Origin of the sequence: Stenotrophomonas sp. 3diitr2024, from assembly GCF_042136455.1 — a bacterium.
GTDB classification, from domain to species: domain Bacteria; phylum Pseudomonadota; class Gammaproteobacteria; order Xanthomonadales; family Xanthomonadaceae; genus Stenotrophomonas; species Stenotrophomonas sepilia.
The window spans coordinates 12710-35514 of record NZ_JBHHMJ010000237.1; the positions used below are offsets into that span (position 1 = coordinate 12710).

The 22805-nt window shown below is 66.5% G+C and carries 20 protein-coding genes and 1 riboswitch; of the genes, 11 read left to right on the plus strand and 9 right to left on the minus strand.

The annotated features are described in order from the left end of the window. Positions 1–6: 6 nt before the first annotated feature. Complete coding sequence (locus ABGA94_RS05395; protein WP_197599307.1) at positions 7–2154, plus strand: glycosyl transferase family protein; 2148 nt, start codon at positions 7–9, stop codon at positions 2152–2154. Then, the gene (locus tag ABGA94_RS05400) at positions 2151–4985 is read left to right on the plus strand and encodes a hypothetical protein (protein ID WP_197599306.1); all 2835 of its coding nucleotides are present in this window, start codon (positions 2151–2153) and stop codon (positions 4983–4985) included. Before ABGA94_RS05395 ends, ABGA94_RS05400 begins: the two co-directional genes overlap by 4 nt. Here the strand turns inward: ABGA94_RS05400 and ABGA94_RS05405 are convergent. The 3 genes from ABGA94_RS05405 to ettA form a co-directional block, all read right to left on the minus strand. Further along, entirely contained in the window at positions 4979–5983 is a 1005-nt protein-coding gene (locus ABGA94_RS05405) for a DUF4434 domain-containing protein (RefSeq protein WP_375366600.1), read from the minus strand. The genes ABGA94_RS05400 and ABGA94_RS05405 overlap by 7 nt on opposite strands. An 83-nt stretch (positions 5984–6066) precedes the next feature. Next, positions 6067–7383 carry an NCS2 family permease gene (locus tag ABGA94_RS05410; RefSeq protein WP_005415248.1) on the minus strand — a complete coding sequence of 439 codons (1317 nt, stop codon included), beginning with the start codon at positions 7381–7383 and terminating at the stop codon, positions 6067–6069. 183 nt (positions 7384–7566) lie between these two features. After that, positions 7567–9231, minus strand: coding sequence for an energy-dependent translational throttle protein EttA (ettA, locus tag ABGA94_RS05415; protein WP_005415249.1), 1665 nt, complete (start codon positions 9229–9231; stop codon positions 7567–7569). A gap of 252 nt (positions 9232–9483) precedes the next feature. Here ettA and ABGA94_RS05420 point away from each other — a divergent pair, with 252 nt between their 5' ends. The 6 genes from ABGA94_RS05420 to ribD all read left to right on the plus strand — a co-directional run bounded on the left by ABGA94_RS05420 (position 9484) and on the right by ribD (position 14197). Then, on the plus strand, positions 9484–9963 hold the full coding sequence (locus ABGA94_RS05420; protein WP_095378073.1) for an RcnB family protein: 480 nt from the start codon (positions 9484–9486) through the stop codon (positions 9961–9963). Positions 9964–10149: 186 nt separating this feature from the next. After that, positions 10150–11403 (plus strand): serine hydroxymethyltransferase, encoded by a 1254-nt coding sequence (glyA, locus tag ABGA94_RS05425; protein ID WP_005415251.1) that lies wholly within the window; start codon positions 10150–10152, stop codon positions 11401–11403. Between the two features lie 66 nt (positions 11404–11469). Further along, the gene (locus tag ABGA94_RS05430) at positions 11470–11889 is read left to right on the plus strand and encodes a hypothetical protein (protein WP_053498101.1); all 420 of its coding nucleotides are present in this window, start codon (positions 11470–11472) and stop codon (positions 11887–11889) included. Positions 11890–11916: 27 nt separating this feature from the next. Then, positions 11917–12366: a hypothetical protein gene (locus ABGA94_RS05435; protein ID WP_375366603.1), complete on the plus strand. Its 450-nt coding sequence runs from the start codon at positions 11917–11919 to the stop codon at positions 12364–12366. Positions 12367–12511: 145 nt separating this feature from the next. Further along, a complete protein-coding gene (nrdR, locus tag ABGA94_RS05440) occupies positions 12512–13033 on the plus strand; it encodes a transcriptional regulator NrdR (protein WP_005415256.1) in 522 nt (173 codons plus the stop codon). Positions 13034–13111: 78 nt separating this feature from the next. Beyond that, the gene (ribD, locus tag ABGA94_RS05445) at positions 13112–14197 is read left to right on the plus strand and encodes a bifunctional diaminohydroxyphosphoribosylaminopyrimidine deaminase/5-amino-6-(5-phosphoribosylamino)uracil reductase RibD (RefSeq protein WP_065178779.1); all 1086 of its coding nucleotides are present in this window, start codon (positions 13112–13114) and stop codon (positions 14195–14197) included. A gap of 35 nt (positions 14198–14232) precedes the next feature. Here the strand turns inward: ribD and ABGA94_RS05450 are convergent, their stop codons facing one another. The 4 genes from ABGA94_RS05450 to ABGA94_RS05465 all read right to left on the minus strand — a co-directional run bounded on the left by ABGA94_RS05450 (position 14233) and on the right by ABGA94_RS05465 (position 17557). Further along, positions 14233–14733, minus strand: coding sequence for a hypothetical protein (locus ABGA94_RS05450; RefSeq protein WP_005415258.1), 501 nt, complete (start codon positions 14731–14733; stop codon positions 14233–14235). A 186-nt stretch (positions 14734–14919) separates the two neighbouring features. Beyond that, positions 14920–15780, minus strand: a complete 861-nt coding sequence (locus ABGA94_RS05455) for a hypothetical protein (protein WP_069139488.1) — start codon at positions 15778–15780, stop codon at positions 14920–14922. Between the two features lie 154 nt (positions 15781–15934). After that, positions 15935–16897, minus strand: coding sequence for a hypothetical protein (locus tag ABGA94_RS05460; protein ID WP_375366606.1), 963 nt, complete (start codon positions 16895–16897; stop codon positions 15935–15937). A 12-nt stretch (positions 16898–16909) separates the two neighbouring features. Continuing rightward, positions 16910–17557, minus strand: coding sequence for a hypothetical protein (locus tag ABGA94_RS05465; protein ID WP_197599288.1), 648 nt, complete (start codon positions 17555–17557; stop codon positions 16910–16912). A 93-nt stretch (positions 17558–17650) separates the two neighbouring features. Here ABGA94_RS05465 and ABGA94_RS05470 point away from each other — a divergent pair, with 93 nt between their 5' ends. Further along, on the plus strand, positions 17651–18841 hold the full coding sequence (locus ABGA94_RS05470) for a hypothetical protein (protein ID WP_242441361.1): 1191 nt from the start codon (positions 17651–17653) through the stop codon (positions 18839–18841). A 44-nt stretch (positions 18842–18885) separates the two neighbouring features. On the opposite strand, the gene ABGA94_RS05475 is transcribed toward ABGA94_RS05470, so the two are convergent. Together ABGA94_RS05475 and ABGA94_RS05480 are read right to left on the minus strand one after the other, a co-directional pair. Continuing rightward, positions 18886–19770, minus strand: coding sequence for a hypothetical protein (locus ABGA94_RS05475; protein ID WP_065178778.1), 885 nt, complete (start codon positions 19768–19770; stop codon positions 18886–18888). A 150-nt stretch (positions 19771–19920) separates the two neighbouring features. Next, positions 19921–20541: a hypothetical protein gene (locus ABGA94_RS05480; protein WP_005415264.1), complete on the minus strand. Its 621-nt coding sequence runs from the start codon at positions 20539–20541 to the stop codon at positions 19921–19923. A gap of 293 nt (positions 20542–20834) precedes the next feature. After that, positions 20835–20980, plus strand: a riboswitch (FMN riboswitch). A gap of 74 nt (positions 20981–21054) precedes the next feature. Here ABGA94_RS05480 and ABGA94_RS05485 point away from each other — a divergent pair. Together ABGA94_RS05485 and ribB are read left to right on the plus strand one after the other, a co-directional pair. Beyond that, on the plus strand, positions 21055–21681 hold the full coding sequence (locus tag ABGA94_RS05485) for a riboflavin synthase (protein WP_005415265.1): 627 nt from the start codon (positions 21055–21057) through the stop codon (positions 21679–21681). Beyond that, entirely contained in the window at positions 21678–22778 is a 1101-nt protein-coding gene (gene ribB / locus ABGA94_RS05490; protein ID WP_005415266.1) for a 3,4-dihydroxy-2-butanone-4-phosphate synthase, read from the plus strand. Before ABGA94_RS05485 ends, ribB begins: the two co-directional genes overlap by 4 nt. Positions 22779–22805 lie beyond the last annotated feature (27 nt).

Consider the following 22805-nt stretch of genomic DNA (forward strand, 5'->3'; position numbering starts at 1 on the left):
TCCACCGTGGACGGTCTGTTCTGGAACATCCAGCTGGCCAACTACTACGCCGCCCTGGAAACCACGGCGGCGGCGGTGGCCGTGCTGATCCTGATCTCCAGCCTCGATGACCTGTTCATCGATGTCTGGTACTGGGTGCGCGAGAGCTGGCGCGCGCTGACCGTCAAGCGCCGCGACGCGTACCGGCCGCTGACCCAGGAAGACCTGCTGCAGCGGCCGGAACAGCCGCTGGCGATCATGGTGCCGGCGTGGATGGAGTACGACGTCATCGCGCAGATGGTCGAGAACATGGTCAACGTGCTCGACTACCGCGAGTACGTCGTGTTCGTCGGCACCTATCCCAACGACCAGCAGACCATCGACGAAGTCGAGCGCATGCGCCGTCGCTACAAGCGCCTGCGTCGCGTGGAGGTGCCGCATGACGGACCGACCAGCAAGGCCGACTGCCTGAACTGGCTGATCCTGGCGATCTTCGACTACGAGAAGCGCCACGACATCGAGTTCGCCGGGGTGATCCTGCACGACAGCGAAGACGTGCTGCACCCGATGGAACTGCGCTTCTACAACTACCTGCTGCCGCGCAAGGACATGATCCAGCTGCCGGTCACCTCGCTGGACCGCGAATGGTACGAACTGGTGGCCGGTGTCTACATGGACGAGTTCGCCGAATGGCACGCCAAGGACCTGGTGGTGCGCGAGAGCGTGTCCGGCATGGTGCCGTCGGCCGGCGTCGGCACCTGCTTTTCGCGGCGTGCGCTGCTGGCGTTGAGCGCGCAGACCGACAACCAGCCTTTCAACACCGACAGCCTCACCGAAGATTACGACGTCGGTGCACGGCTGGCAGCCATGGGCATGCAGTCGATCTTCGCCCGCTTCCCGGTGCAGTTCCGCGTGCGTCGGCCGTCATGGTTCGGCTGGGGGCCGGTGCGCGAGCGCACCCAGCAGATGGCACTGTGCGTGCGTGAGTACTTCCCCGACAACTTCCGCGCCTCGTACCGGCAGAAGGCGCGCTGGGTGCTGGGCATCGGCCTGCAGAGCTGGGAGTCGCTGGGCTGGCGCGGTTCGCTGGCTACCAAGTACCTGTTGGCGCGCGATCGCAAGGGCATCATCACCTCGTTCGTCAGCATCATCGCCTACCTCATCTTCCTGCAGTTGCTGCTGTTCTGGCTGTTGAAGGCGACCGGGGTGTGGACGATGCAGTTCCCCAGCGTGTTCCAGGCCGGTACCTGGCAGATGGATGTCGCGCTGCTGACCACAGCAGCGCTGGCGACCCGCGTCGTGCAGCGCTTCTACTTCGTCAACCGCTTGTACGGCTGGGAGCATGCGCTGATGTCGATCCCGCGCATGGTGGTCGGCAACATGATCAACTTCATGGCCACCGCCCGCGCATGGAAGGTGTTCCTGGCCTACCTGCTGTTCGGCAAGCGCATGGTCTGGGACAAGACCATGCACGACTTCCCCGATGCGGCACAGCTGGTGCAGACCCGCAAGCAGCTCGGTGAGCTGTTGACCACCTGGCAGGCGGTGGAACCGGAGCGGCTGCAGCAGGCGCTGGCGCAGCAGCATGCCGGCCGGCGGCAGCCGCTGGGCCGCATCCTGCTAACCCAGGGCTGGCTGGATGATGAAACCCTGGCCGAAGCCATCGCCTTCCAGGGCGACCTGCCGCGTGCGGTCATCGACGTCGACTACCTGCGCGCGGGCTCATTCCCGGTCAGCGCCGATGCCTGCGTGCAGTGGCGCATGCTGCCGCTACCGCCGCGGCAGCAGCAGACACTGCGGCTGGCCGTGGCCAGCCCATTGCCCGAAGACGCGCTGGCGTTGCTGAAGCAGGAAACCCGCAGCGCGCACATCGAACAGAGCATCGCCCGCGAAAGCGAAATCAACGCAGGCCTGCGCCTGATCGGCGGCGACCGGCACTGGCAGCTGGACAACGTGCCCTTGCTGGGCGACCTGCTGGTGGAGATGCGCCTGATCGACCACGCGCGCTTCGAGATCGCACTGGATGCGTACAAGCCGCAGCGCGATGGCCGCATTGGCGATTACCTGGTCAAGCAGGGCATCACTACCGAAGAGGCCGTGGCCCAGGCCATGCAGGAGCAGCGCCGGCGTGCGGCCGCGCTGCAGTCGCCGCCTCCCGGAGCCTTGCCCGCATGAAGACCACGCTGCTGTCCACCGTCATTGCCGTGGCACTGGCCACGGCCGCCGCGCCGGTGCTGGCGCAGGCCGATGCGCCGCTGCCGTTGTCCGGCGCTGCATACCGCATCGCCGAGCAGGCCTTCGCCGCTTACGAGCGCGGCGACTATCAAGCGGCTTACCAGCAGTCCAGCGAAGCTGTCCGGTTGCGCCCGGACGTGGTGCGGCTGCGCCTGCTGCAGATCTATGCGTTGCAGAAACTGGGCCGGTCGGCGGAGGCGCAGCAGCAGGCGCGCCGTGCACTGGATGCCGGGTTGAAGGATCCGGCCTTGCCGGCACTGGCCGCTGCCACCGCTGCGCGCAGCACGCCCCCGGATGCCAGGGGCGGGCGCGCCCCCTCCGCACCGCGCGCGGCCGGCAGCGGCGCAGACCGCGCCAGGCAGCAGGCCTACACGCTGGCCACCGAGGCCTATGCTGCCTATGACGCCGGACGCATGCGGGAAGCAGCCAGCAAGGCCGAGCAGGCCTTCCGCCAGCAGCCGAAGCAGGGCGCCTGGGCGATGCTGTGGGTGGCGGCGCTGGAGGCACAGCAACAGGCCGAACTGGCCGACGCGGCCATCGGCACGGCGCTGCAGCTGGGCGCACCGAACGTCGAGGAACTGCACGCGCGGCGCGTGGCGCTGGCCCGCCAGCGCGCGCTGCTGCAGGCCCAGCAGGCCTACCAGTCGCTGTCCACGCAGAACGATGCGGCGGCCGTCGCGCAGGCGCGGGCCGCCGTCGAGCTTGCGCCGGATGTTGCTTCGTACCGGTTGCTGTTGATCACCGCGCAGCTGCAGCAGGGGCAGCTGGCCGACGCCGAGCGCAGCGCCGACCAGGCACTGCAGGCCGACGGCGGCGATCTCAATGCCCGGGTGATGCGCGGTTATCTGCGCCAGCGCCAGGGCAAGACCGTGCTTGCCAATGAGGACTTCGACACCGCGCTTGCCATGCCGGGGTCCACAACGGAACAGCGCAACGTGCGCCTGCTGGCCGTGGATGCGGCCTTGGCCGCTGGGGACCGCATACGTGCGGCTGCACTGCTGGCGCCGCTGCAGGCGGCGTTGCCCACGGATGTGGGCGATGCTCGCGCGCAGCAGTTGCTGCAGCAGGGCATCGAGCAGCGCGCCAGGGCTACCGGATCCAGTCGCGAGCGTCCGCGCATGAGTGCGCAGGCCTATCCGGCGCCGTTCCAGCATTGCCAGTCGGATGGCACCGGCACTGTCTGCGAGCTGATGCCGGCTGACCTGCAGGGCGTCGGTGGTGCCGCACAGCGCGCATATGCAGCCTACGCACGGCAGGACTTTGCCGAGGCCATCGGTGAGGCAAGGCAGGCCGTGCAACTCGCACCGGACGATGCAGACCTGCAAGGCCTGCTGACCACCACGCTGGCGGCAGGCAACCGCAGCCAGCAGGACGAAGCGCGGCTGCGCCTGGATGCGACGCTGGCACAACACCCTGATGACGCGGTGGCGCTGATGCAACGCGGCTACCTCAACCAGAAGGCCCGTGAACCGGCGCGCGCACTGGCCGACTTCCGTGCCGCTGAGGCCACCGGCAAGGCACCCAAGAGCGTGGTGATCGACCAGGCGTACGCGAGTGCGGCCAACGGCGATCATCCGCAGGCGGTGTCGCTGCTGCGCAGCGCCATTGATCGCGCCGACGCCGGTGAGCTGCCTCTGGATGCGCATCAGCGCTACAACGTGCGCAATGCCATCGCCAACTATTCGCGCGAGTGGGGCGTGATCGCCTCGGCCGGCTTCCGCGGCGCGCGCCAGGCCGCGACCAATGTCGGCGGCGCGGCGATCAGTACGCCGGGCGATTCGGTGTTCAGCACGCTGGAAGCGTTCTGGCGGCCCCCGGCGTTCAATGACCAGCATGGCACGCTGGAGCTCTACACCCGGCTGCTCAACACGCTGTACGACGAGGGCGGCACCTACGAATCGATCCGCGCAGTGGACCCGTGCACCGGCGAATCGACACCCGACGCACGTGCTCGCGCCGACCGTCTCAGCCGCTCGCGTTCCACCACCGGCTGGCCGTCCACCATCGCCTCGTTCGGCATGCGCTACGCCTTCGGCCAGACCGGCCTGAGCGCCGGCATCGAGCGCCGCCAGTTTCTCGGTAGCGCCACCCGCACGGGCGATGTCTATCCCGCGTCCGCGGCCGTGCAGTGCAGCCTGCAGCTGGCCCTGAACCCGCCACTGGAAGCCAGCACGCTGGCCCGCTACCGCCTGGCCAGCGGTTCCGGTGGCTGGATGTCCTACCTGACCTACGGCTATTACCACGGTACCGACCTGCGCACCGACGTGAACCAGTGGTGGATGGTCAGCGGCTACGCGCAGGGCGGTTACACATGGGATGACAACAGCGCGCATTTCACGCTGGATGCACTCGATGCCAACGGCATACCGGTGCGGCGGATCGGCGATGCCAGCGGGCGCCTGCATCGCGAACAGTGGTTCGCGGCCGGTGAACTGCGCGCCGGACGCAGCTTCCGCTTTGGCGCCGGGCAGACCCACTGGGTGGTCACGCCGTATCTGGTGGTGGGGGCGGACTGGCTGGACCAGCGCTCGCGCGTGCGCGACATCCGTTACCCGCTGTTCCCGTCGCAGTCTTTCGCGCTCAACGATACGCAGCGCAGCTGGTCACTTGGCGCGGGGCCGGGCCTGGGCGTGCGCTACTGGTTCCGCGAGGACCGCTACAACACGCCGCGTTCCTACCTCGACCTGACCGTGCAGTACCGCTTTGCGATCGGTGGCGGTGATACGCAGCGCGCCAAGGGCCTGTTCGCCACCGCCATCCTCTATTACTGAGGCAACCCCCACCGCCGCCGCAGCGCCGCCGCCTGCGGCGTGTCCTGGGTCAGCCACGGCTCCAGCGCATAGACCAGCACGTGCTGTGCGCCGCTGTCGCGTGCCCACGCCAGCTGCCGTTGGATCCGCGCGGCATCGGCAGTCTCGCCCTTGAACCCGCTGCCATCAGCGGCGCTGCCGGGCAGTTCGCGGAACAGCTCGACGATCGCATCGAAGCCGATGTCGTGCGCGTGGAAGTGATCGAGCAACGGCTGAAGCTGCTGCACGTTGCCGGCGCCGGCAGCGCCTACGCCGTCCTGCACCATCGGCCGCAGCGTGGCCTGTGCCAGCACCGCCTGCCACAGCGTGACCAGGTTGCCGTCGGTCTGCAGGCGGCTGAAGTAGCAGGAGATCGCGCAGTCACCGCCGCGCGCGCGGGCGGCGTCTGCCAGCCCGTGCAGCCATTGCGCCAGCCACTGCTGGCGGGCCGGATCGGCCCAGTGGTACTGCTCCAGCTCGTAGGGCAGGTACCAGCCCTCGAAGGCGGGTACCTGCGCCCAGGGCGCCTGTGCCAACCAGCGGCGTGCATGCGCCAGGCTGTCGGCGAGGAACGCCTGCAGCGTGGCATCGTCGGCCCCGATCGCCTGCCACCAGCGTTGCTGGAAGGGCAGTCCGACGCGGATGCGGATGTCGTTCTCGCTGGCGGCGGTGAACAGCTGCTGCAGGCTGCCGTCGGGCAGTGACCAGTCGCCGTCACTGCCGCCGACGATGCCGGTCCATTGCAGCACCAGCTGACGGCAGCCCAGCGTATGTGCAAGCTTCAACGAGCGCTGCCAGTCGGCCAGTCCCCACTGCAGGTGGCTGCGCCAGGGCTGCAGGAAGGTGCCGTCGACCTGCACCGGCAGCGAGCAGCCGGGCAGGGTGGCGAGCGTACCGGCCAACGGCGCCAGCACGGCCGCGCGCAGCAGGCGGCGGCGCAACGGCGAAGACGGATCTGCGGGAAGGACGGGCGCAACCATGCCCGCATCATCCCAGAGCACCGTGCGCAGCAGGTGAACCCAGCGACCGGTGGTGCTGGCCGCTGGCCGGCACCACCGTGTGCTTACTCCAACGCGTAGCGCAGGGTGAACAGCACCGCCACCAGCCATACCGCCGGATGCACTTCGCGCCAGCGGCCGGTGCCGGCCTTCAGTGCCGCATACGCGATGAAGCCAAACGCCAGGCCATTCGCGATGGAGTAGGTGAACGGCATCGCCAGCGCGCACAGTGCGGCCGGCACCGATTCGGTCAGGTCGCTCCAGTCCACTTCCACCAGTTCGCGCAGCATCAGGCCGGCCACGAACAGCAGCGCCGGTGCGGTGGCATAGCTGGGCACCATCGCCGCCAGCGGCGAGAACAGCAGCGCGGCCACGAACAGCGCCGATACGACCAGCGCAGTCAGGCCCGTACGGCCACCCACCTGCACGCCCGAGGCGCTTTCCGCGAAAGCGGTGGTGCTGCTGGTGCCGAGCACCGAACCGGCCACGATGGCGGTGCTGTCGGCCAGCAACGCGCGGCCGAAGCGCTTCTGCGCGCCCGGCAGCTTCAGCAGTCCGGCGCGACCGACCACGCCATACAGGGTGCCGGTGGCATCGAACACTTCCACCAGCACGAACACCAGCACTACCTGCAGCAACACCGCGATCGGCGCACCGCCGTCATGGTGCAGCAGGCCCGGCAGGTCCAGCTGCAGGAAGGTGGGGGCCAGGCTCGGCGGCAGCGAGACCAGGCCCTGGTACTGCACGTCGCCCAATGCCCAGCCCGCACCGGTCACCGCCAGGATGCCGATCAGGATCGCGCCGCGGATCCGGCGTGCTTCCAGCACTGCGATCAACAGGAAACCGGCCAGCGCCAGCAGTGGCGGCGCCGTGTTCAACGGGCCCAGCGCCACCAGCGTGTCTTCGTTGCCGACGATCACGCCGGATTTCTGCAATGCGATGATCGCCAGGAACAGGCCGATGCCGGCCACGATCGCCGAGCGCAGCGACGAAGGAATGCCCGACACCAGCCATGCCCGCACACCGGTCAGCGACAGCACCAGGAACACCAGGCCGGAGATGAACACCGCCCCTAGCGCCTGCTGCCACGGCAGGCCGGCAGCGCCGACCACGGTGAACGCGAAGAACGCGTTCAGGCCCATCCCCGGTGCCATGCCGACCGGGAAGTTGGCCGCCAGCGCCATTACCGCCGAACCCAGCGCGGCGGCCAGGCAGGTGGCCACGAACACCGCACCCGCATCCATGCCGGTGGTGCCGAGGATCTCCGGGTTGACGAAGACGATGTAGGACATCGTCAGGAAGGTGGTGATGCCGGCCAGCAGCTCGGTACGCACGGTGGTGCCGTGCTGCTGCAGCTGGAACATGCGCTCGAACAGGGACATGGAGATTCTCGCGACGATAAGGTGTCACGACCAACGGTCGTGACCTACCCGAATGCAGAACGTGGGTACCGACCGTTGGTGGTGGGTACCGACCGTTGGTCGGTACGCTTCAAAGCGTCACCACCAACGGTGGTGACCTACCGAAAGGAGAAAGGCCGCGCGAGCGCGGCCTTTCCGGTTGCCTTACTTCAGCGCCTTGAAGCGCAGGCGCTTCGGCGCAGCGTCATCGCCCATCCGGCGCTTCTTGTCTTCCTCGTACTCGCGGTAGTTGCCCTGGAAGAACTCCACGTGCGAGTCGCCTTCGAAAGCGATGATGTGCGTGGCGATGCGGTCCAGGAACCAGCGGTCGTGCGAGATCACGAAGGTGTTGCCCGGGAACTCCAGCAGCGCGTCTTCCAGTGCACGCAGGGTTTCGATGTCCAGGTCGTTGGACGGTTCGTCGAGCAGCAGCACGTTGCCACCCTGCAGCAGGGTCTTGGCCATGTGCAGGCGGCCACGCTCACCACCGGACAGCGAACCGACCATCTTCTGCTGGTCCTGGCCCTTGAAGTTGAAGCGGCCGATGTAGGCGCGCGACTGGATCTCGATGCCGTTGATGTTGAGGATGTCCAGGCCGCCGGCGATTTCCTGGAAGACGTTGTGGTTGCCTTCCAGCTTGTCGCGGCTCTGGTCCACGTAGGACAGCTGCACGGTCGGACCGATCACGATCTCGCCCGAATCCGGCTTTTCCTGGCCGGTGATCATCTTGAACAGGGTCGACTTGCCGGCGCCGTTCGGGCCGATGATGCCGACGATCGCGCCCGGCGGAATCAGCATCGACAGGTTGTCGATCAGCAGGCGGTCGCCGAACTTCTTGGAGACGTTCTTGAACTCCATCACCATGTTGCCCAGGCGCTCGCCCGGCGGGATGAAGATTTCGTTGGTCTCGTTGCGCTTCTGGTAGTCCTGCGACTGCAGCTCTTCCAGGCGGGCCAGACGGGCCTTGCCCTTGGAACGGCCGCCCTTGGCGTTCTGGCGCGACCACTCCAGTTCCTTCTGGATCGCCTTCTGGCGGGCCTTTTCCTGGTTTTCTTCCTGCTTCAGGCGCTCATCCTTCTGCACCAGCCATTCGGTGTAGTTGCCCTTCCACGGAATGCCGCGGCCGCGGTCCAGTTCCAGGATCCACTCGGCGGCGTTGTCCAGGAAGTAGCGATCATGGGTGACGGCCACCACGGTGCCGGTGTAGCGCGCCAGGAACTGTTCCAGCCATTCCACCGACTCGGCGTCGAGGTGGTTGGTCGGTTCGTCCAGCAGCAGCATGTCCGGCTTCTGCAGCAGCAGGCGACACAGTGCCACGCGGCGCTTTTCACCGCCGGACAGGTTGGCGATCTTGGCATCCCACGGCGGCAGGCGCAGCGCATCGGCAGCCACGTCCAGCTGGTTTTCCAGGGTGTGCGCATCACCGGCGGCCAGGATCGCCTCCAGGCGCTCCTGCTCCTTGGCCAATGCGTCGAAGTCGGCACCTTCTTCGGCGTAGGCGGCGTACACCGCCTCCAGCGCGGCCTGGGCCTGCAGCACTTCACCCACGCCTTCCTCGACCGACTCGCGCACGGTCTTGTTCGGGTCCAGTTCCGGTTCCTGGGCCAGGTAGCCGACCTTGATGCCCGGCTGCGGGCGGGCTTCACCCTCGAAATCGGTGTCCACGCCGGCCATGATCTTCAGCACGGTGGACTTGCCGGCGCCGTTCAGGCCCAGCAGGCCGATCTTGGCGCCCGGGAAGAAGGACAGCGAGATGTCCTTGATGATCTGCCGCTTGGGCGGGACCACCTTGGACACGCGGTTCATGGTGTAGATGTATTGCGAGGACATGAGGTCTCCGTAGGCGCGGCCCTGCGCCCGGCCCATCACGGGAACATCCCGTTGTGGCAGCGGGCACAGACTGGAAAGGAATACCGCCAATTATAGCCGGAACCGGTTCCGGGCCGCGCCGGGCAGGCGCCGTCGGGCTGGCCGTGGGCTGAATACTGCGTCACAGTCCTGCAGCGGGAAGCGTTTCCAGCCGGAAACGGTTCAGATCGGTTGCGCAATATGGGCTCACCACCACCCAAGCAGAGGTCTGACATGCGCATCAATCGAGTAATGGCCGGCGCCGTGGCCTCTGTGCTGGCGTTCGGCGCGGTGGCCCCGGCCTTTGCCGACAACGACCACCGTCGCGGCCATGACCGCCGCGAGTGGCGCGAGGACCGCCGCGAATGGCGACAGGACCGCCGTGACTGGGAACGCGACCGCCGCGAGGCACGCCGCGACTGGGAGCGCGACCGCCGCGACTGGCACCGCGACCACGACCGCTACTACCGCCCGGCCCCGCCGCCGCCGCGCGTGGTCTACCGCCCGGCCTACGGCCCGGGCTACGGCTGGAAGGTCGGCCACCGCTACCGCGATTACTACCGCGGCCCGATCTATGTGGTGAACGACTACCCGCGCTACCACCTGCGCCGCCCGCCGTATGGGCACCACTGGATCCGCGACGACCGCGGCAACATGCTGCTGGTGGCGGTGGCGACCGGCATCATCGCCGACTACATCATCAACAGTCGCTGAGGATCGCGGCCGGGGTCGGATCCCTTTCCAACGGAAAGGGCCCTGATCCCACAACATCCCTGGAAACCATACGGGGCCGGATTCCTTCGGGAGTGCCGGCCCCGGCCTTTTCGGCCCCGGCAGGCCGGTGCGGGGCTACAATCAGGGGCTGAGCCGTACCCCTTTCCCTGCCTGCTGGAGTACCCGATGTTCCCGCGTGACGTCCGCATCGAAACCTACGATCCCGAACTGGCCAAGGCCATTGCCGCTGAGACCCAGCGCCAGGAAGACCACGTCGAGCTGATCGCCAGCGAGAACTACACCAGCCCGGCGGTGATGGAAGCCCAGGGCAGCCAGCTGACCAACAAGTACGCCGAAGGCTACCCGGGCAAGCGCTACTACGGTGGCTGCGAATACGTGGACATCGCCGAGCAGCTGGCGATCGATCGCCTCAAGCAGCTGTTCGGCGCCGACTACGCCAACGTGCAGCCGCACAGCGGCTCGCAGGCCAACCAGGCCGTGTACTTCGCCCTGCTGCAGCCGGGTGACACCATCCTCGGCATGAGCCTGGCCCACGGCGGCCACCTCACCCACGGTGCCAAGGTCAATGCCTCGGGCAAGCTGTTCAACGCCGTGCAGTACGGCGTCAACGACCAGGGCCTGATCGATTACGACGAGGTCGAGCGCCTGGCCCTGGAACACAAGCCGAAGATGGTCGTGGCCGGCTTCTCCGCCTACTCGCAGGTGATCGACTGGGCGCGCTTCCGCGCCATCGCCGACAAGGTCGGTGCCTACCTGTTCGTGGACATGGCCCATGTGGCCGGCCTGGTCGCCGCTGGCGTCTACCCGAGCCCGCTCGAGCACGCCCACGTCGTCACCTCGACCACCCACAAGACCCTGCGCGGCCCGCGTGGCGGCATCATCATCGCCAAGGGCGCCGACGAAGACCTGGTCAAGAAGCTGCAGTCGATCGTGTTCCCGGGCATCCAGGGCGGTCCGCTGATGCACGTCATCGCCGGCAAGGCCGTGGCCTTCAAGGAAGCGCTGGAACCGGGCTTCAAGGCCTACCAGCAGCAGGTGGTGAAGAACGCCCAGGCGATGGCCAACACGCTGATCTCGCGCGGCTACAAGATCGTTTCCGGTGGCACTCAGAACCACCTGATGCTGGTCGACATGATCGGCAAGGACGTGTCTGGCAAGGATGCGGAAGCTGCGCTGGGCAAGGCTCACATCACCGTCAACAAGAACTCGGTGCCGAACGATCCGCGTTCTCCGTTCGTGACCTCGGGCCTGCGCCTTGGCACCCCGGCCGTGACCACCCGTGGCTACGTCGAGCAGGACTGCGTGGACCTGGCCAACTGGATCGCCGACGTGCTGGACGCGCCGAACGATGATGCCGTCATCGCCCGCGTGCGTGATGCCGTCAGCGCGCAGTGCCGCAAGTACCCGGTTTACGGCTGATCGCCGCCGGGGTCGGATCCCTTCCCGCAGGGAAGGGCTCTGACCCCGTCACCAGGAATCCCGCGCATGGATGAGCGCCGCCTCAAGTACCTGTATGCCGTCCTGGCGGTGGCATTTGGCCTGCCCAGCCTGGCAGTGGGCGGTGTCGCGGCGACGATGCTGCTGCTGACGGGGCTGGGCCAGTTCGGCCATGGCACGCTGGCCGCGGTGACGGTGATGCCGCTGTGGGGCCTGGCCGGCATTGCCGGCTGCCTGGCCTGGTTGTGGCTCAGCGCCGGGTATCTGCTGCAGGGGCGTGCCGGGCTGCAGGTGCATCGCCTCTGGTGGTGGATGCTGCTGGCCGGCGGTCTTGCCGCTGTGCCCCCGCTGGGGCTGGCGCTGTGGTGGAGCATCACGGTCCACGCCGAAGGCATCGCCCTGTTGCTGTTGGGCCCATCGATGCTGGTGCCGGCGGCGATGCTGGTGTGGATCAAGCGCCGCGCATGACGTGGCCCATGGAAGGACATCGAACGCATGGATGAGCGCCTGCACAAGCGCGGGATGGCCATTGCCGGCCTGCTGGTGGGCCTGCCCACCGTGGCAGCAGGCGGTACGGGTGCCGTGCTGGGGCTGATGGTCGTATGGGACGGCAAGTACCTGACGGGCGACGAGCACACGCTGTTGCTGCTGTGGTCGTCGGCCGGGATCATCGGCCTGCTGTCGTGGTTGTGGCTGAGCGGGCTGTTCCTGTGGCGCGGTGTTGCCGGCCTGCGCCAATCACCGGTTGCCGCCTGGGCCGGCCTGGCGCTGGGCGTGCTGGCTGCGTTGGGCGTGGTCGCCGCCGCGTTGTACTTCACCTTCAAGCACGGGGAGATCTCGACATTGGCCTTCCTCGGCTTTGGCCCACCGCTGTTGGTGATGGCCGGGCACCTGGCGTGGCTGCGCTGGTCACGCGTGGCATCGCCGCCGCCCGCACCGGGTTGAGCCGGACATCACGAACTCGCCGCACACCTTGGGTGGCCAGAATGCAGGCGCTTCCGCGCAGGCAGCATTTGCTGCGGCGCCCTTTCTCAGGTACCTTTGCGACGCTGCCATGATCGTGGCAATTGCTCCCTGAGCCAGGCGTTCCATGCATTGCCCCTTCTGCCAACATGCCGATACCCGGGTCATCGACTCGCGCGTCTCTGAAGACGGCGCGACGATTCGCCGTCGGCGGGAATGCGAAGCCTGCGGCGAGCGCTTCAGCACTCTGGAAACGGTCGAGCTGAAGCTGCCGGCCATCGTCAAGAGCGATGGCACCCGCGAAGCGTTCGACCAGCGCAAGGTCCGCGCGGGGTTCGACCGCGCGCTGCAGAAGCGCGCGGTGCCCGAAGACAAGATCGAAGCGGCGGTACGTGCGGTGGTGCACCAGCTGCGCATCAGCGGCGAGCGCGAAGTGCCCTCGATCAAGGTTGGCGAGTTCGTCATGAACGAACTGCGCAAGCTCGACCACGTGGGCTACGTGCGCTTCGCTTCGGTGTACCGCAGCTTCGAGGACGTGGCCGATTTCCGCGAGGAGATCGAGAAGCTCGAGCGCGACCTGCCGTCCAGCACCGAACAGCTGCAGCTGCTGGGCGATGTGATCGCCCTGACCAAGAAGAAGAAGGGCTGACCGCCTCTGCCTGGGTGGGGGCCAACCTGGATTGGCACCGATGGCATGGATCAACACCGGCAGCGTTACCATGGTCGCATGACACCATCGTTCTCCGTCCTCGACCACCTGCACATGGCCAACGCGCTGCGTCTGGCCGAGCGCGCTGCCTATACCACCCGGCCCAACCCGATGGTCGGCTGCGTGATCGCCCACGGCGAACGCGTGGTCGGGCAGGGCTGGCACCAGCGCGCAGGGGGGCCGCACGCTGAAGTATTCGCACTGCGCGAAGCCGGCAGCGAGGCCCGCGGTGCCACCGCTTATGTCACCCTGGAGCCCTGCGCCCATTACGGGCGCACGCCGCCGTGCGCACTGGCGCTGATCGAAGCGGGCGTGACGCGCGTGGTGGCGGCGATGCGCGATCCCTTCCCGAAGGTTGATGGCGGTGGCTTCGATCTGCTGCGCAATGCAGGTATCGAGGTTGCCGAAGGACTGATGGCGGCGCCGGCGCGCGAGCTCAACAAGGGCTTCCTGTCACGCGTGGAGCGCAACCGCCCGTGGCTGCGGGTGAAGCTGGCCGCCAGCCTCGATGGCCGCACCGCGATGGCCGACGGCAGCTCCAAGTGGATCACCGGGCCGGCTGCGCGCGAGGACGTGCAGCACTGGCGCGCTCGCGCCGGTGCGATCCTGACTGGCGCCGATACCGTGCTGGCCGACGACCCGATGTTGACCGTGCGCCTGGCCGGTGCCGAAGTGATGCCGCCACTGCGCGTGGTGCTCGATTCGCGCCTGCGTTCGCTCGAATGCAGCCGTGTGCGCGAGGGCGGTGCGCCGACGCTGTACCTGCACGATGCGGCGGTGAGCGCACCGGATGCGGCCGACGCCGAATTTGCCAGCGTGCCCAGCGCAGAGGGGCGGTTGGACCTGGGTGCGGTGCTGGCGCTGCTGGCCGAGCGTGGCATCAACGAAGTGCATACCGAAGCCGGCGCGACGCTGGCCGGTGCGCTGCTGCGCGCTGGCTGGGTGGACGAACTGTTGCTGTACCAGGCGCCCACGCTGCTGGGCGACAACGGTCGTCCGTTGCTGGCGGGCCTGGGCATCGAGGCAATGGGCCAGCAGCGCCGCCTGCGCGTGGTTGACCAGCGCCAGGTCGGCGAGGACATCCGGCTGCTGTTGCGCCCGTGAGGCAATGGCGGGGCACTGGCCCCGTTCCGGCGCTGTCAGGTGCCCTCGTCCTCGTGGGCGGGGCACTGCTCTTTCCATTGCTGCTTCCACAGCAGATGCAGGTCACGGCAGTAGGCACCGAGTGCTTCTCCCGTCAGTTGCGTTGACTTCCACCGCAGCCTGCGCCGGCTGATGCCCTGGTCGTACTCGTCCGGCAGTACCGACGGTGCGCACTGATCGTGGTACTGCAGGAACGCGCGGCAATCGTCGTTCTCGCTCAGTTGCGCGTCGATGTCGCGGTCGCGCAGCTGGGTCGACTCGAACGCAACCGAAGGTTGCACGAAGAATGTCCTGGGTCTGGACGCTTCGGCGTGCCAGCACGCCATCAGCGCGACAAGCAGGGCCGTGGTCGAGGTTGTGCGGTGTTTCATGCTGTTGCCCTCGTGGAAGAGGACAACAGCATTGATCACGCAGTGTGCGCACGGCCATGCAACGGTTCTGAAAATGCAGTCGCCCTGGTCGTCGGTGACGATGCGCCGGGCACGGATGAGCTGCACGTTTCGTCGCCCTATCCGGCCAGCACGTCACACCAGGAGGATGCTATGTGAGATCGCACAGCTCGATGGCCCAGTGCTGGAACAGTGTTTCGATACGCGCTTGACGCTCGATGCCCGGCGCGGCGCATCCCAGAGCGGCAGGCCCAGCAGCGGGATCACCAGATGCCGGATCATGACGCCCCGACCTCAGTCGGTCTTCTCGCTGTTCCACAGCTCCCGGTTGCGCTCATGGACGATCTGGCAGTCGCGCGTCGCCTCCGCATCGCTCATTCCCTCCACGCGCTTGAGCAGATTGCGTTGCAGTACGCCGTTGCTCAGAAAGGGACTCTGCGGGTGATGCCGGGCAAAGAACCTCAGCTGGTCGGCCATCATCAGGTCGCAGGTGGGAATGCTGGTAACCACAGGTACGGATTCCGCTGCGATCCGCGTGTTCCATGCGTCGAAGGGCAGTACCTGCTGCAGCAGCGTGTTACCCAGCGACGGCAGGTCGAGGGGCATCCAGTGACCTTTGCCTCGGGCCTGCAGGAACACGGCGCTGCCCTCATGCGAGCGATCCGGCGCGTCGCGCAGGGCGTTGGCGAATGCCACGAAGAGGGCCTTGGCGTGTTCGGGATCATCACGGCCGACGTCGGCACGTCGCTTCTGCGCGTCGCGGTAGGTCGGAAAGAAGCCCGAGAGGTCGGGGAAAGCGCAGCGATACGCCACGGTTGCCTGTGGCGTTGAATGCACCGTCTCCCGGGTGATGTCAGTGATGGTGCAGGACAGGGCCTTCTGCCGCATCTCCAGAGCGCTGGCAACCGGTTCCATTGCCGTACCGTTGAAGGCGGCCTTGGGCAGCTGAAGCGCATCGATGGCGTTGACGGTCACATCAATGCTGTCGCTGTTCGCGAATGCACGCAGATGGTGCCGCAGCTTCTCTTTCGACGGCGTGTCGCCGCGAACGATGACCTGCACATAGGTCTCGAAGGTCTCTTCCAGTGAGAGCGCAGCAGGGGGCGCGGCGGCAGCGGTGAGCGGCGCTCCCAGCAGGAGGATGGGTTTCAGCATGGGGCACACGGGCGATCCGGGACGGCCATGAGGATCAGGGGAACTTCATGCAGGGTCCATGCAACGTGTCTGAAAATGTGCGGCGTTGGGAAAGGTGCCGCGCTTGACCCGGCGCTACAGAATCGCGCGAGCCTGGCGGTCGGCACCAGTGTTGTCATGGCTCGCGGAATCGGACCGAAGCGGCCATGGCATCAACCGCGTCTTCCACTGCCTTGGAACTGTCTGCCGGCAGGATGGCGACCAACCGCACGAATCGCTCACCCGGCCAGAGGGCGAGATAGTGGCGGTAGCGGCGTCCGTCCGGTGTTATCCCATCAACCCGATGCCCGGTGATACCACCGAACGGCATGTCCTTTCTTGAGGTAATCGTTCCGCCCTGAATCCTGACAGTTCCTGCAATCAGCTGATCGGACACCTTCTGTAGATCGTTCGAGGCAAACGGGAGAGAAAGCTGGGATGCGACAATCACCGAGGGTTGGCGGCCTTCGGGATCCGTATCCAGTTCGCCAGCCGTGAGCAGCATTGCCGAGCTTGAGAGCGTATCGATCAGCCGGAACGGCGGCTCCGGCGTGAGGGTGAAAGGCAAAGCCGCAATCTTCTGTTCGCGTGTGGCCTGTGCGCCGATCGTTACCGAGGAAAGGGCCTGCATCGCTTGGCTGTGCGTCAGTGCATGGTCGCGTGGAGCTTGCACCGTGATCATGACAGTGGGGGAGCCGCGGAAAAGCGCCATCCACTTCTCGAAGCTGTAACCGTGCGCCACCTGGCTGCCAATGACTACGGGAACCGTTCGCCCTTCGATGCTGAGCGATTCCAGTCGATCGACGTGGACGCCCTGGCTGGCAAAGCGGTTTCGCGCAGCGGGCTCATCCACGAAGAGTGCTCCGACTGCGCTGCTGGCCTCGGCGGGCAGTTCGGCGATCAGGATACTGGCTCGTCCATCTTCACTGACAAAGCCGGAGAAGTTGGGGGCGAGGGTGAACCCGGGAGGCGGCGACAGGCTGACGACCCAGCCGGGTACGGCCATTGGCGGTTGTGAGGCCTGTGAGCAGCCCGCGAGCAGCACGGCCTGCAGGAAAAGCAGGGCCGAGCGCGCGATACTGTGGAAGTGGGTGAGCATCTCGAAAGCCCTCTATTCTGCCCGGACCTGATCAGTGTCTTCCTCAGCTTCAATACGCTCGTTCCAAGCGGAGAACGGCATCAGCTCCTTCAGTAGATTCACGCCAAGGAACAGCATGTCCGCACTGCTCCATGGACCCTTGTCGCCAATACGCGAGAACTCCGCCCTCGCCATGTACGTGGTGTCAGGCGCGTCGCGCAGGGTTCTCGCATAGGTCCCAAGAAAATCCCTGAACGCATCGCCATCCGGGTCCCCGGCGCGTGAGCGAGCCAGATTCTCCCGATAGGCGTCAAAGGCGCCAGAAACATCGGGGAGCGTGCACTGATAGTCCACAACGCCGCGACGGGAGGAACTGTCCTCTTCGATCGTGACTGCACGGCAGTGGATGGTTTTCCGGCGCGCGGTGATGGCACTGGCCGTGGGTTCTTCGAACCCAGCGGCAAGATTTCCGAAGGCATACAGCGCATCAACGATGTCTCCGATGTCCGGGTAGTCGTCCGTGCCTGCCGTGCGCAGGCTGTTGCGCAAGGCGGCCTTGGCGTCCTCGTCATTCTGGGTGATGACGCGCGCATAGGCATCGAAGGTGTCTTTCAGTGACAGCGCAGCAGCATCTGCGGCCAGCGGCGCGCACAGCAGCAGGGCGAAAAGAGCTCTCAACATGGCGTGGGCGGAAGCGGGAAGATTCGCTGAGGATCAGCGGCGTTCCATGCATCGGTCCATGCAACTTCTCTGAAAATCTACGGATTGCTGTCTGTGGCAGCAACCTCGGGAGAATTTGAAACTTTCTTCATAGCTGCCTTCGTGACGCGAATGCAGAGTGCTGGGTTTCCCACAGCGGTGACCATCGTGGCGCAATCCTTCCGGATCCGTATGCTTCCTGCGCTCGTTGCGCTTGGGATGGTTGTTTCACCTGCCGCATTCGCAGATGGCGATGAGCCCGGTGCCGTGCGTACCATCACAAGCGAACAGGCGCTGCAGGATCTGACCGCCGTCATTGAGTGCCGGGCTCCTGCTTCGGTGCAGAAACCGTTGTCGCGCCACCTGTGGGCGGTCGCGCTGGGCGACGAGGTTGCGCATCCGTTCGATTCGTGGGTCGTCGCCGAGCAGCCCAATGCGTCCCTGCGCGAAGTCGTTCTACCGTCGTCAATCACGGTGTTCGGCCATCCGACGCAGCGCATTGCAGTGCTTTCCGAAACGGTGATGGCGATCATCGACGGTGTATCGCTGGACGAGATTTCGAGTCAGTTGCAGATGCGGCCATTGAGTGAAACGGTCGCCCCTCATATCCACGTTCGGGAGCTTTCACTTCGAAACAGAGGAGCCTTCGGTTTCCAGGTGCGCTCGCTGACTGCATCGCGTATCTCCAGCCATACCGGTGCCGTGCTGATGGGTTGCGAGGATCGCTATGGCGACCGGATGTCGCAGCTGCGCAGGCGTGGCAAAGAGCCAGATACCATGTTCGCGCCAGGCATTGATGTGGCTGCAGAGCTGGACGATGTGCTGAGCTGCAGGGCCGATGCGCTCCGCGCCTATACGGCGGGTTGGGCGGTGGGCATGTCAGCCCACACGGCTGACCCGCGCTTCAGGGATTGGAAGACTGGGGAGGACGAAGAGGGCTATTCCTGGTGGGCGCCGCCGTCGCCGCTGATGATCGCCGGCAAGCCCGTTTCGCGTTTCGTGAAGCTCGGTCAGACCCTCTATGCCGAGCTCGATGGAGACATCGCGCAGGCCCTGGCTGAAGACTGGGATCTTCCTCCCTACGACGGCTGGGACGACGTCGCCTACGTCGGCTTCCACGACACCGACACGGCGGCCGATGGCTGGCTGGAAGATCGCGCGCGCATCGTACGCGCGTGGGCGCCCGGCAAGACCCTGCACGGCTGCGAATACCAGCAGAACCGTCCGGAGTTCGGTGAACATCCGGACGATGATGACGACGGCTGAGGGCCGCAGGGAATCGCCGGGCACGCCCCGGCGCTACATCGTGCTTATGTGCACTCGTCGGTCCACATCATCTCGGCGATCGGGCGCAGTGCCTTGCACTCCTGCGTCATCTCATCGGCTGACTTGACCTGTGCCTTGGCCTTCAGTTCCTCGGCCATCGCATCCACGCCGCTGATCTGGTCGGGTGCGATCTTCGCCACGCAGCTGCGGTGCTGCTGCAGCAGCAGGTCGCAGCCGGGTACGCCGGTCACCTTCGGTGCGCTGGCCGCCTGCACGTCCTGCATCCATTCCTCGAACGGTGCCAGCGCCCCGGTCACGGTGCCCACCAGATCATCGAAGTTGCCGCTGTACCAGTAGCCGTTGTCCTTGGCCGGGTACAGGGTGAAGGTGCCGCTGACCGGCACGCGCGCGCCGCTCTGCAGCGCCTGGGTGTAGGCGTCGGTGAACTGCTTGCGCGAGGCCGGGCTGGCGTCGGCGGCAAGGCTGGCGGCGAACAGCGGACGTACCTTGCCCAGGTCGGGCACCTGGCAGCTGAAGGTGATGCGCGCCAGCTTCTGGTCGTCCACGTATTCGTTGTCTTCAATCACGCTCTTGCTGGCGCGGCACTTCGAATCACGCAGGGCCTTGGCATACAGCGCTTCGCTGGTGGCCGCGTCGGCCTTGGCGCCGGTGCTGGCAAGCACGACCTGCCACGGTTCGGCCAGCGCCTTGGCCAATGCGCCCGGGTTCGGGGTTACCGCGTCCTGGCCGTCGAAGGCGGGCTTCAGCGCATCGTTGAGGGTGCGGGTCGCGGCGGCGTCGTCTTCCAGCAGGACGCGGGCATACAGATCGAAGGCCTGTTCGGGCGTCAGTGTGGCCGGGGCGGCGCTGGCCAGCAGCGGGGCAGCCAGCAGGGCGCTGGCCAGCAGGGTACGCAAGGGGGTCTTCATGACGGTGTTTCCTGTTCCAGAGGCGCGCAAGCCTAGCGCATCTTTGCGCAGGCCCGACGGCGCCCTGTGATCACGTGCCGACGCGCGGGGCAAAAAAAACGGGCCCCTTGCGGGGCCCGTTCGATCGCACGACGAGGAGCGACCGTTGGATCAGAAGCTGGCGCGGACGCCGGCCGAGTACTGGGTGACGTCGCGGTAGCCGGAGATCTCGCCCACCAGACCCCAGGTCTTGGTGAAGTTGATCTGGCCGCCAACAGTGCCGACCCAGGTGCCCTTGTAGTTGTTGCCGCCATCCATGTAGCCGGCCTTGGCCCAGGCTTCGGTCATGCGCGACGGCTTGCCGCGGATGCCCATGGTGACGCGGCCCAGGTTGGTGTGGTCCTTGCCGTGGTAACGCACACCGTCATAACGCAGGGTCGATTCGGCGTTCTGGCGCACCCAGGCGGCATCGGCGGTGAAGTCCAGGCGGTCGGTCCACGGCATGTGGTAGCCGATACCCAGCTCCGGCTGGTTCAGTTCCAGCTTCAGCGAATCTTCGCCGTAGTGGCGGGTCTTGCTGGTGCGCGACCAGCCACCGAACACGTAGACCTGCTCGGCCAGCGCGACCGAACCGCGCAGATAGCCACCGTCGACCTTCGGGTCGTCCAGCAGGTTGTCGTCAACCTGGACCTGGGTCCAGCCGCCTTCAACGTAGGTGTAGCTCAGGGCCTCGGCCGAAGCCGAGAACGGGGCGGCGGCCAGCAGGGCGGCCACGATCAGGATCTTGCGCATGGGAATTCCTGTGAGTTTCAGTCCATTGGCGGGCCTGCCCTCGCGGCTGCCCGTGGCGACCTCATGTCGTCCGCTGCGGATTTTAATGAAAGTTTTACAAAATGCGAGAGACGGCCGTCACAGGCTGGGGCGGACCGGGGTTGGGGGTCGGATCCGTTTCCCATCGGGAAACGGCCCTGACCCCAGTGCTGCTGCGCCACCGGTCCATGGGGTCAGAGCCCTTTCCTGCGGAAAGGGATCCGACCCCGTTCAGCACGGGCTGGTACACTGCGCTGGCCGGTTCGCCGGTACACAAACGTCTTCAGGGCGGGGTGCAATTCCCCACCGGCGGTAGGTGCGCAAGCACGAGCCCGCGAGCGCCCCGGCTCACGGCCGGGGGTCAGCAGATCCGGTCCAATGCCGGAGCCGACGGTCATAGTCCGGATGAAAGAAGACGGTGCCACAGGGCTCTTGCCCTGCGTGCACCTGTTTGCCTTGCGGCGTTTTTCGCTCACTTTTCGCGGAGAACGTTACTTGTTTACTGGAATCATCGAAGGCGTCGGCCGTCTGGCCGCACGCGAGTCCATCGGCGGCGATGTCCGCTTCACCTTCAATGTCGGGAATCTGCCGTTCGACAACGTGCAGATGGGCGAGAGCATTGCCATCAACGGCGTCTGCCTCACCGTCATCGCATTCGACGCCCGCAGCTTCCAGGCCGATGCGTCCACCGAGACCCTGGGCCTGACCACGCTGGGCCAGTTGGGCGAAGGTGCGGTCATCAACCTGGAGCGCGCCATGCGCCCGACCGACCGCCTCGGCGGCCATCTGGTCAGCGGCCACGTCGACGGCCTCGGCCAGGTGCTGTCCATCCATGAAGATGCACGTGCCCAGCGCTGGCGCTTCGCCGCGCCGGCCTCGCTGCGCCGCTACATCGCCAAGAAGGGTTCGATCTGCGTGGACGGCGTCAGCCTCACCGTCAACGAAGTGGACGATGAAGGCTTTGAAGTCGCCCTCATTCCGCACACCGTGGCCAACACCGCCTTCTCCGCCACCGGCGTGGGCAGTGCGGTCAATCTGGAAATCGATCTGGTCGCCCGCTATGTGGAGCGGTTGATCAGTGTGCCGACCAACGGTCAGCACCCACACGGAGATGCCGCATGAATTTCGCCCCGATTCCGGAAATCCTGGAAGACATCCGCCTGGGCCGCATGGTGGTCATCGTCGATGACGAAGACCGAGAGAACGAAGGCGACCTGATCATGGCCGCCGAGCTGGTCAAGCCGTCGGACATCAACTTCATGGTCACCCATGGCCGTGGCCTGGTGTGCCTGCCGCTCACCCGCACCCGCGCCGCCGACCTCGGCCTGGCGCCGATGGTGCAGGCCAATACCGCGCAGTTCCAGACCAACTTCACGGTCAGCATCGAGGCCGCCGAGGGCGTTACCACCGGCATCTCGGCCCACGACCGCGCCCACACCATCCGCACCGCGGTCAAGCCCAACGCCAAGCCGTCGGACCTGCACCAGCCGGGCCACATCTTCCCGCTGATCGCCCAGCCGGGCGGCGTGCTGACCCGCGCCGGCCATACCGAAGCCGGCGTCGACCTGGCCATGCTGGCCGGGCTGGAACCGGCCGGCGTGCTGGTGGAGATCCTGAACCCGGATGGCAGCATGGCGCGCCGCCCGGAACTGGAAGTGTTCGCCCGCGAGCACGGCCTGAAGATGGGCTCCATCGCCGACCTGATCGCCTACCGCCTGGCCACCGAAAAGACTGTTGAACGTGTGGACGAGCGCGACATCGACACCGAATTCGGCCCGTTCAAGCTGGTGACCTACCGCGACCGCATCGCCCACGACCTGCATTTCGCCCTGGTGCGCGGCACGCCGGATGCGGAAACACCGACCCTGGTGCGCGTGCAGGTGGAAAACCCGCTGGCCGACCTGCTGCACTGGCGCCGTGACGACTTCGGCGTGGCGGCCACCGACGCCCTGCGTGCAATCGATGCCGAGGGCGCAGGCGTGATGGTGGTGCTGTCGGCCCCGCGCGATGGCGAAGCCCTGCTGGCCCGCCTGCGCCAGCAGCCGGCGCCGGTGGTGCCGGGCAAGGACAAGGACGTGGGCCAGTGGCGCCGCAACGGTGCCGGCGCACAGATCTTGTCCGACCTGGGCCTGGGCAAGCTGCGCGTGCTGGGCACCCCGCGCCGCCAGATCGGCCTGGCCGGGTACGGCCTGGAAGTGGTGGAGACGGTCACCCTGTAATGGGTAGTGCCGGCCAGCGGCCGGCAC

What these genes read in the sequence shown, in the direction of transcription:
- ribD (WP_065178779.1), top strand. Translation starts at nt 13,112, where the DNA reads ATGACACCATCGTTCTCCGTCCTCGACCACCTGCACATGGCCAACGCG.
- ABGA94_RS05410 (WP_005415248.1), bottom strand. Translation starts at nt 7,383, where the DNA reads ATGTCCCTGTTCGAGCGCATGTTCCAGCTGCAGCAGCACGGCACCACC.
- ABGA94_RS05475 (WP_065178778.1), bottom strand. Translation starts at nt 19,770, where the DNA reads ATGAAGACCCCCTTGCGTACCCTGCTGGCCAGCGCCCTGCTGGCTGCC.
- ABGA94_RS05455 (WP_069139488.1), bottom strand. Translation starts at nt 15,780, where the DNA reads ATGCTGAAACCCATCCTCCTGCTGGGAGCGCCGCTCACCGCTGCCGCC.
- ABGA94_RS05460 (WP_375366606.1), bottom strand. Translation starts at nt 16,897, where the DNA reads ATGCTCACCCACTTCCACAGTATCGCGCGCTCGGCCCTGCTTTTCCTG.
- ABGA94_RS05465 (WP_197599288.1), bottom strand. Translation starts at nt 17,557, where the DNA reads ATGTTGAGAGCTCTTTTCGCCCTGCTGCTGTGCGCGCCGCTGGCCGCA.
- ribB (WP_005415266.1), top strand. Translation starts at nt 21,678, where the DNA reads ATGAATTTCGCCCCGATTCCGGAAATCCTGGAAGACATCCGCCTGGGC.
- nrdR (WP_005415256.1), top strand. Translation starts at nt 12,512, where the DNA reads ATGCATTGCCCCTTCTGCCAACATGCCGATACCCGGGTCATCGACTCG.
- ABGA94_RS05420 (WP_095378073.1), top strand. Translation starts at nt 9,484, where the DNA reads ATGCGCATCAATCGAGTAATGGCCGGCGCCGTGGCCTCTGTGCTGGCG.
- ABGA94_RS05435 (WP_375366603.1), top strand. Translation starts at nt 11,917, where the DNA reads ATGGATGAGCGCCTGCACAAGCGCGGGATGGCCATTGCCGGCCTGCTG.
- ettA (WP_005415249.1), bottom strand. Translation starts at nt 9,231, where the DNA reads ATGTCCTCGCAATACATCTACACCATGAACCGCGTGTCCAAGGTGGTC.
- ABGA94_RS05430 (WP_053498101.1), top strand. Translation starts at nt 11,470, where the DNA reads ATGGATGAGCGCCGCCTCAAGTACCTGTATGCCGTCCTGGCGGTGGCA.
- ABGA94_RS05400 (WP_197599306.1), top strand. Translation starts at nt 2,151, where the DNA reads ATGAAGACCACGCTGCTGTCCACCGTCATTGCCGTGGCACTGGCCACG.
- ABGA94_RS05480 (WP_005415264.1), bottom strand. Translation starts at nt 20,541, where the DNA reads ATGCGCAAGATCCTGATCGTGGCCGCCCTGCTGGCCGCCGCCCCGTTC.
- glyA (WP_005415251.1), top strand. Translation starts at nt 10,150, where the DNA reads ATGTTCCCGCGTGACGTCCGCATCGAAACCTACGATCCCGAACTGGCC.
- ABGA94_RS05405 (WP_375366600.1), bottom strand. Translation starts at nt 5,983, where the DNA reads ATGGTTGCGCCCGTCCTTCCCGCAGATCCGTCTTCGCCGTTGCGCCGC.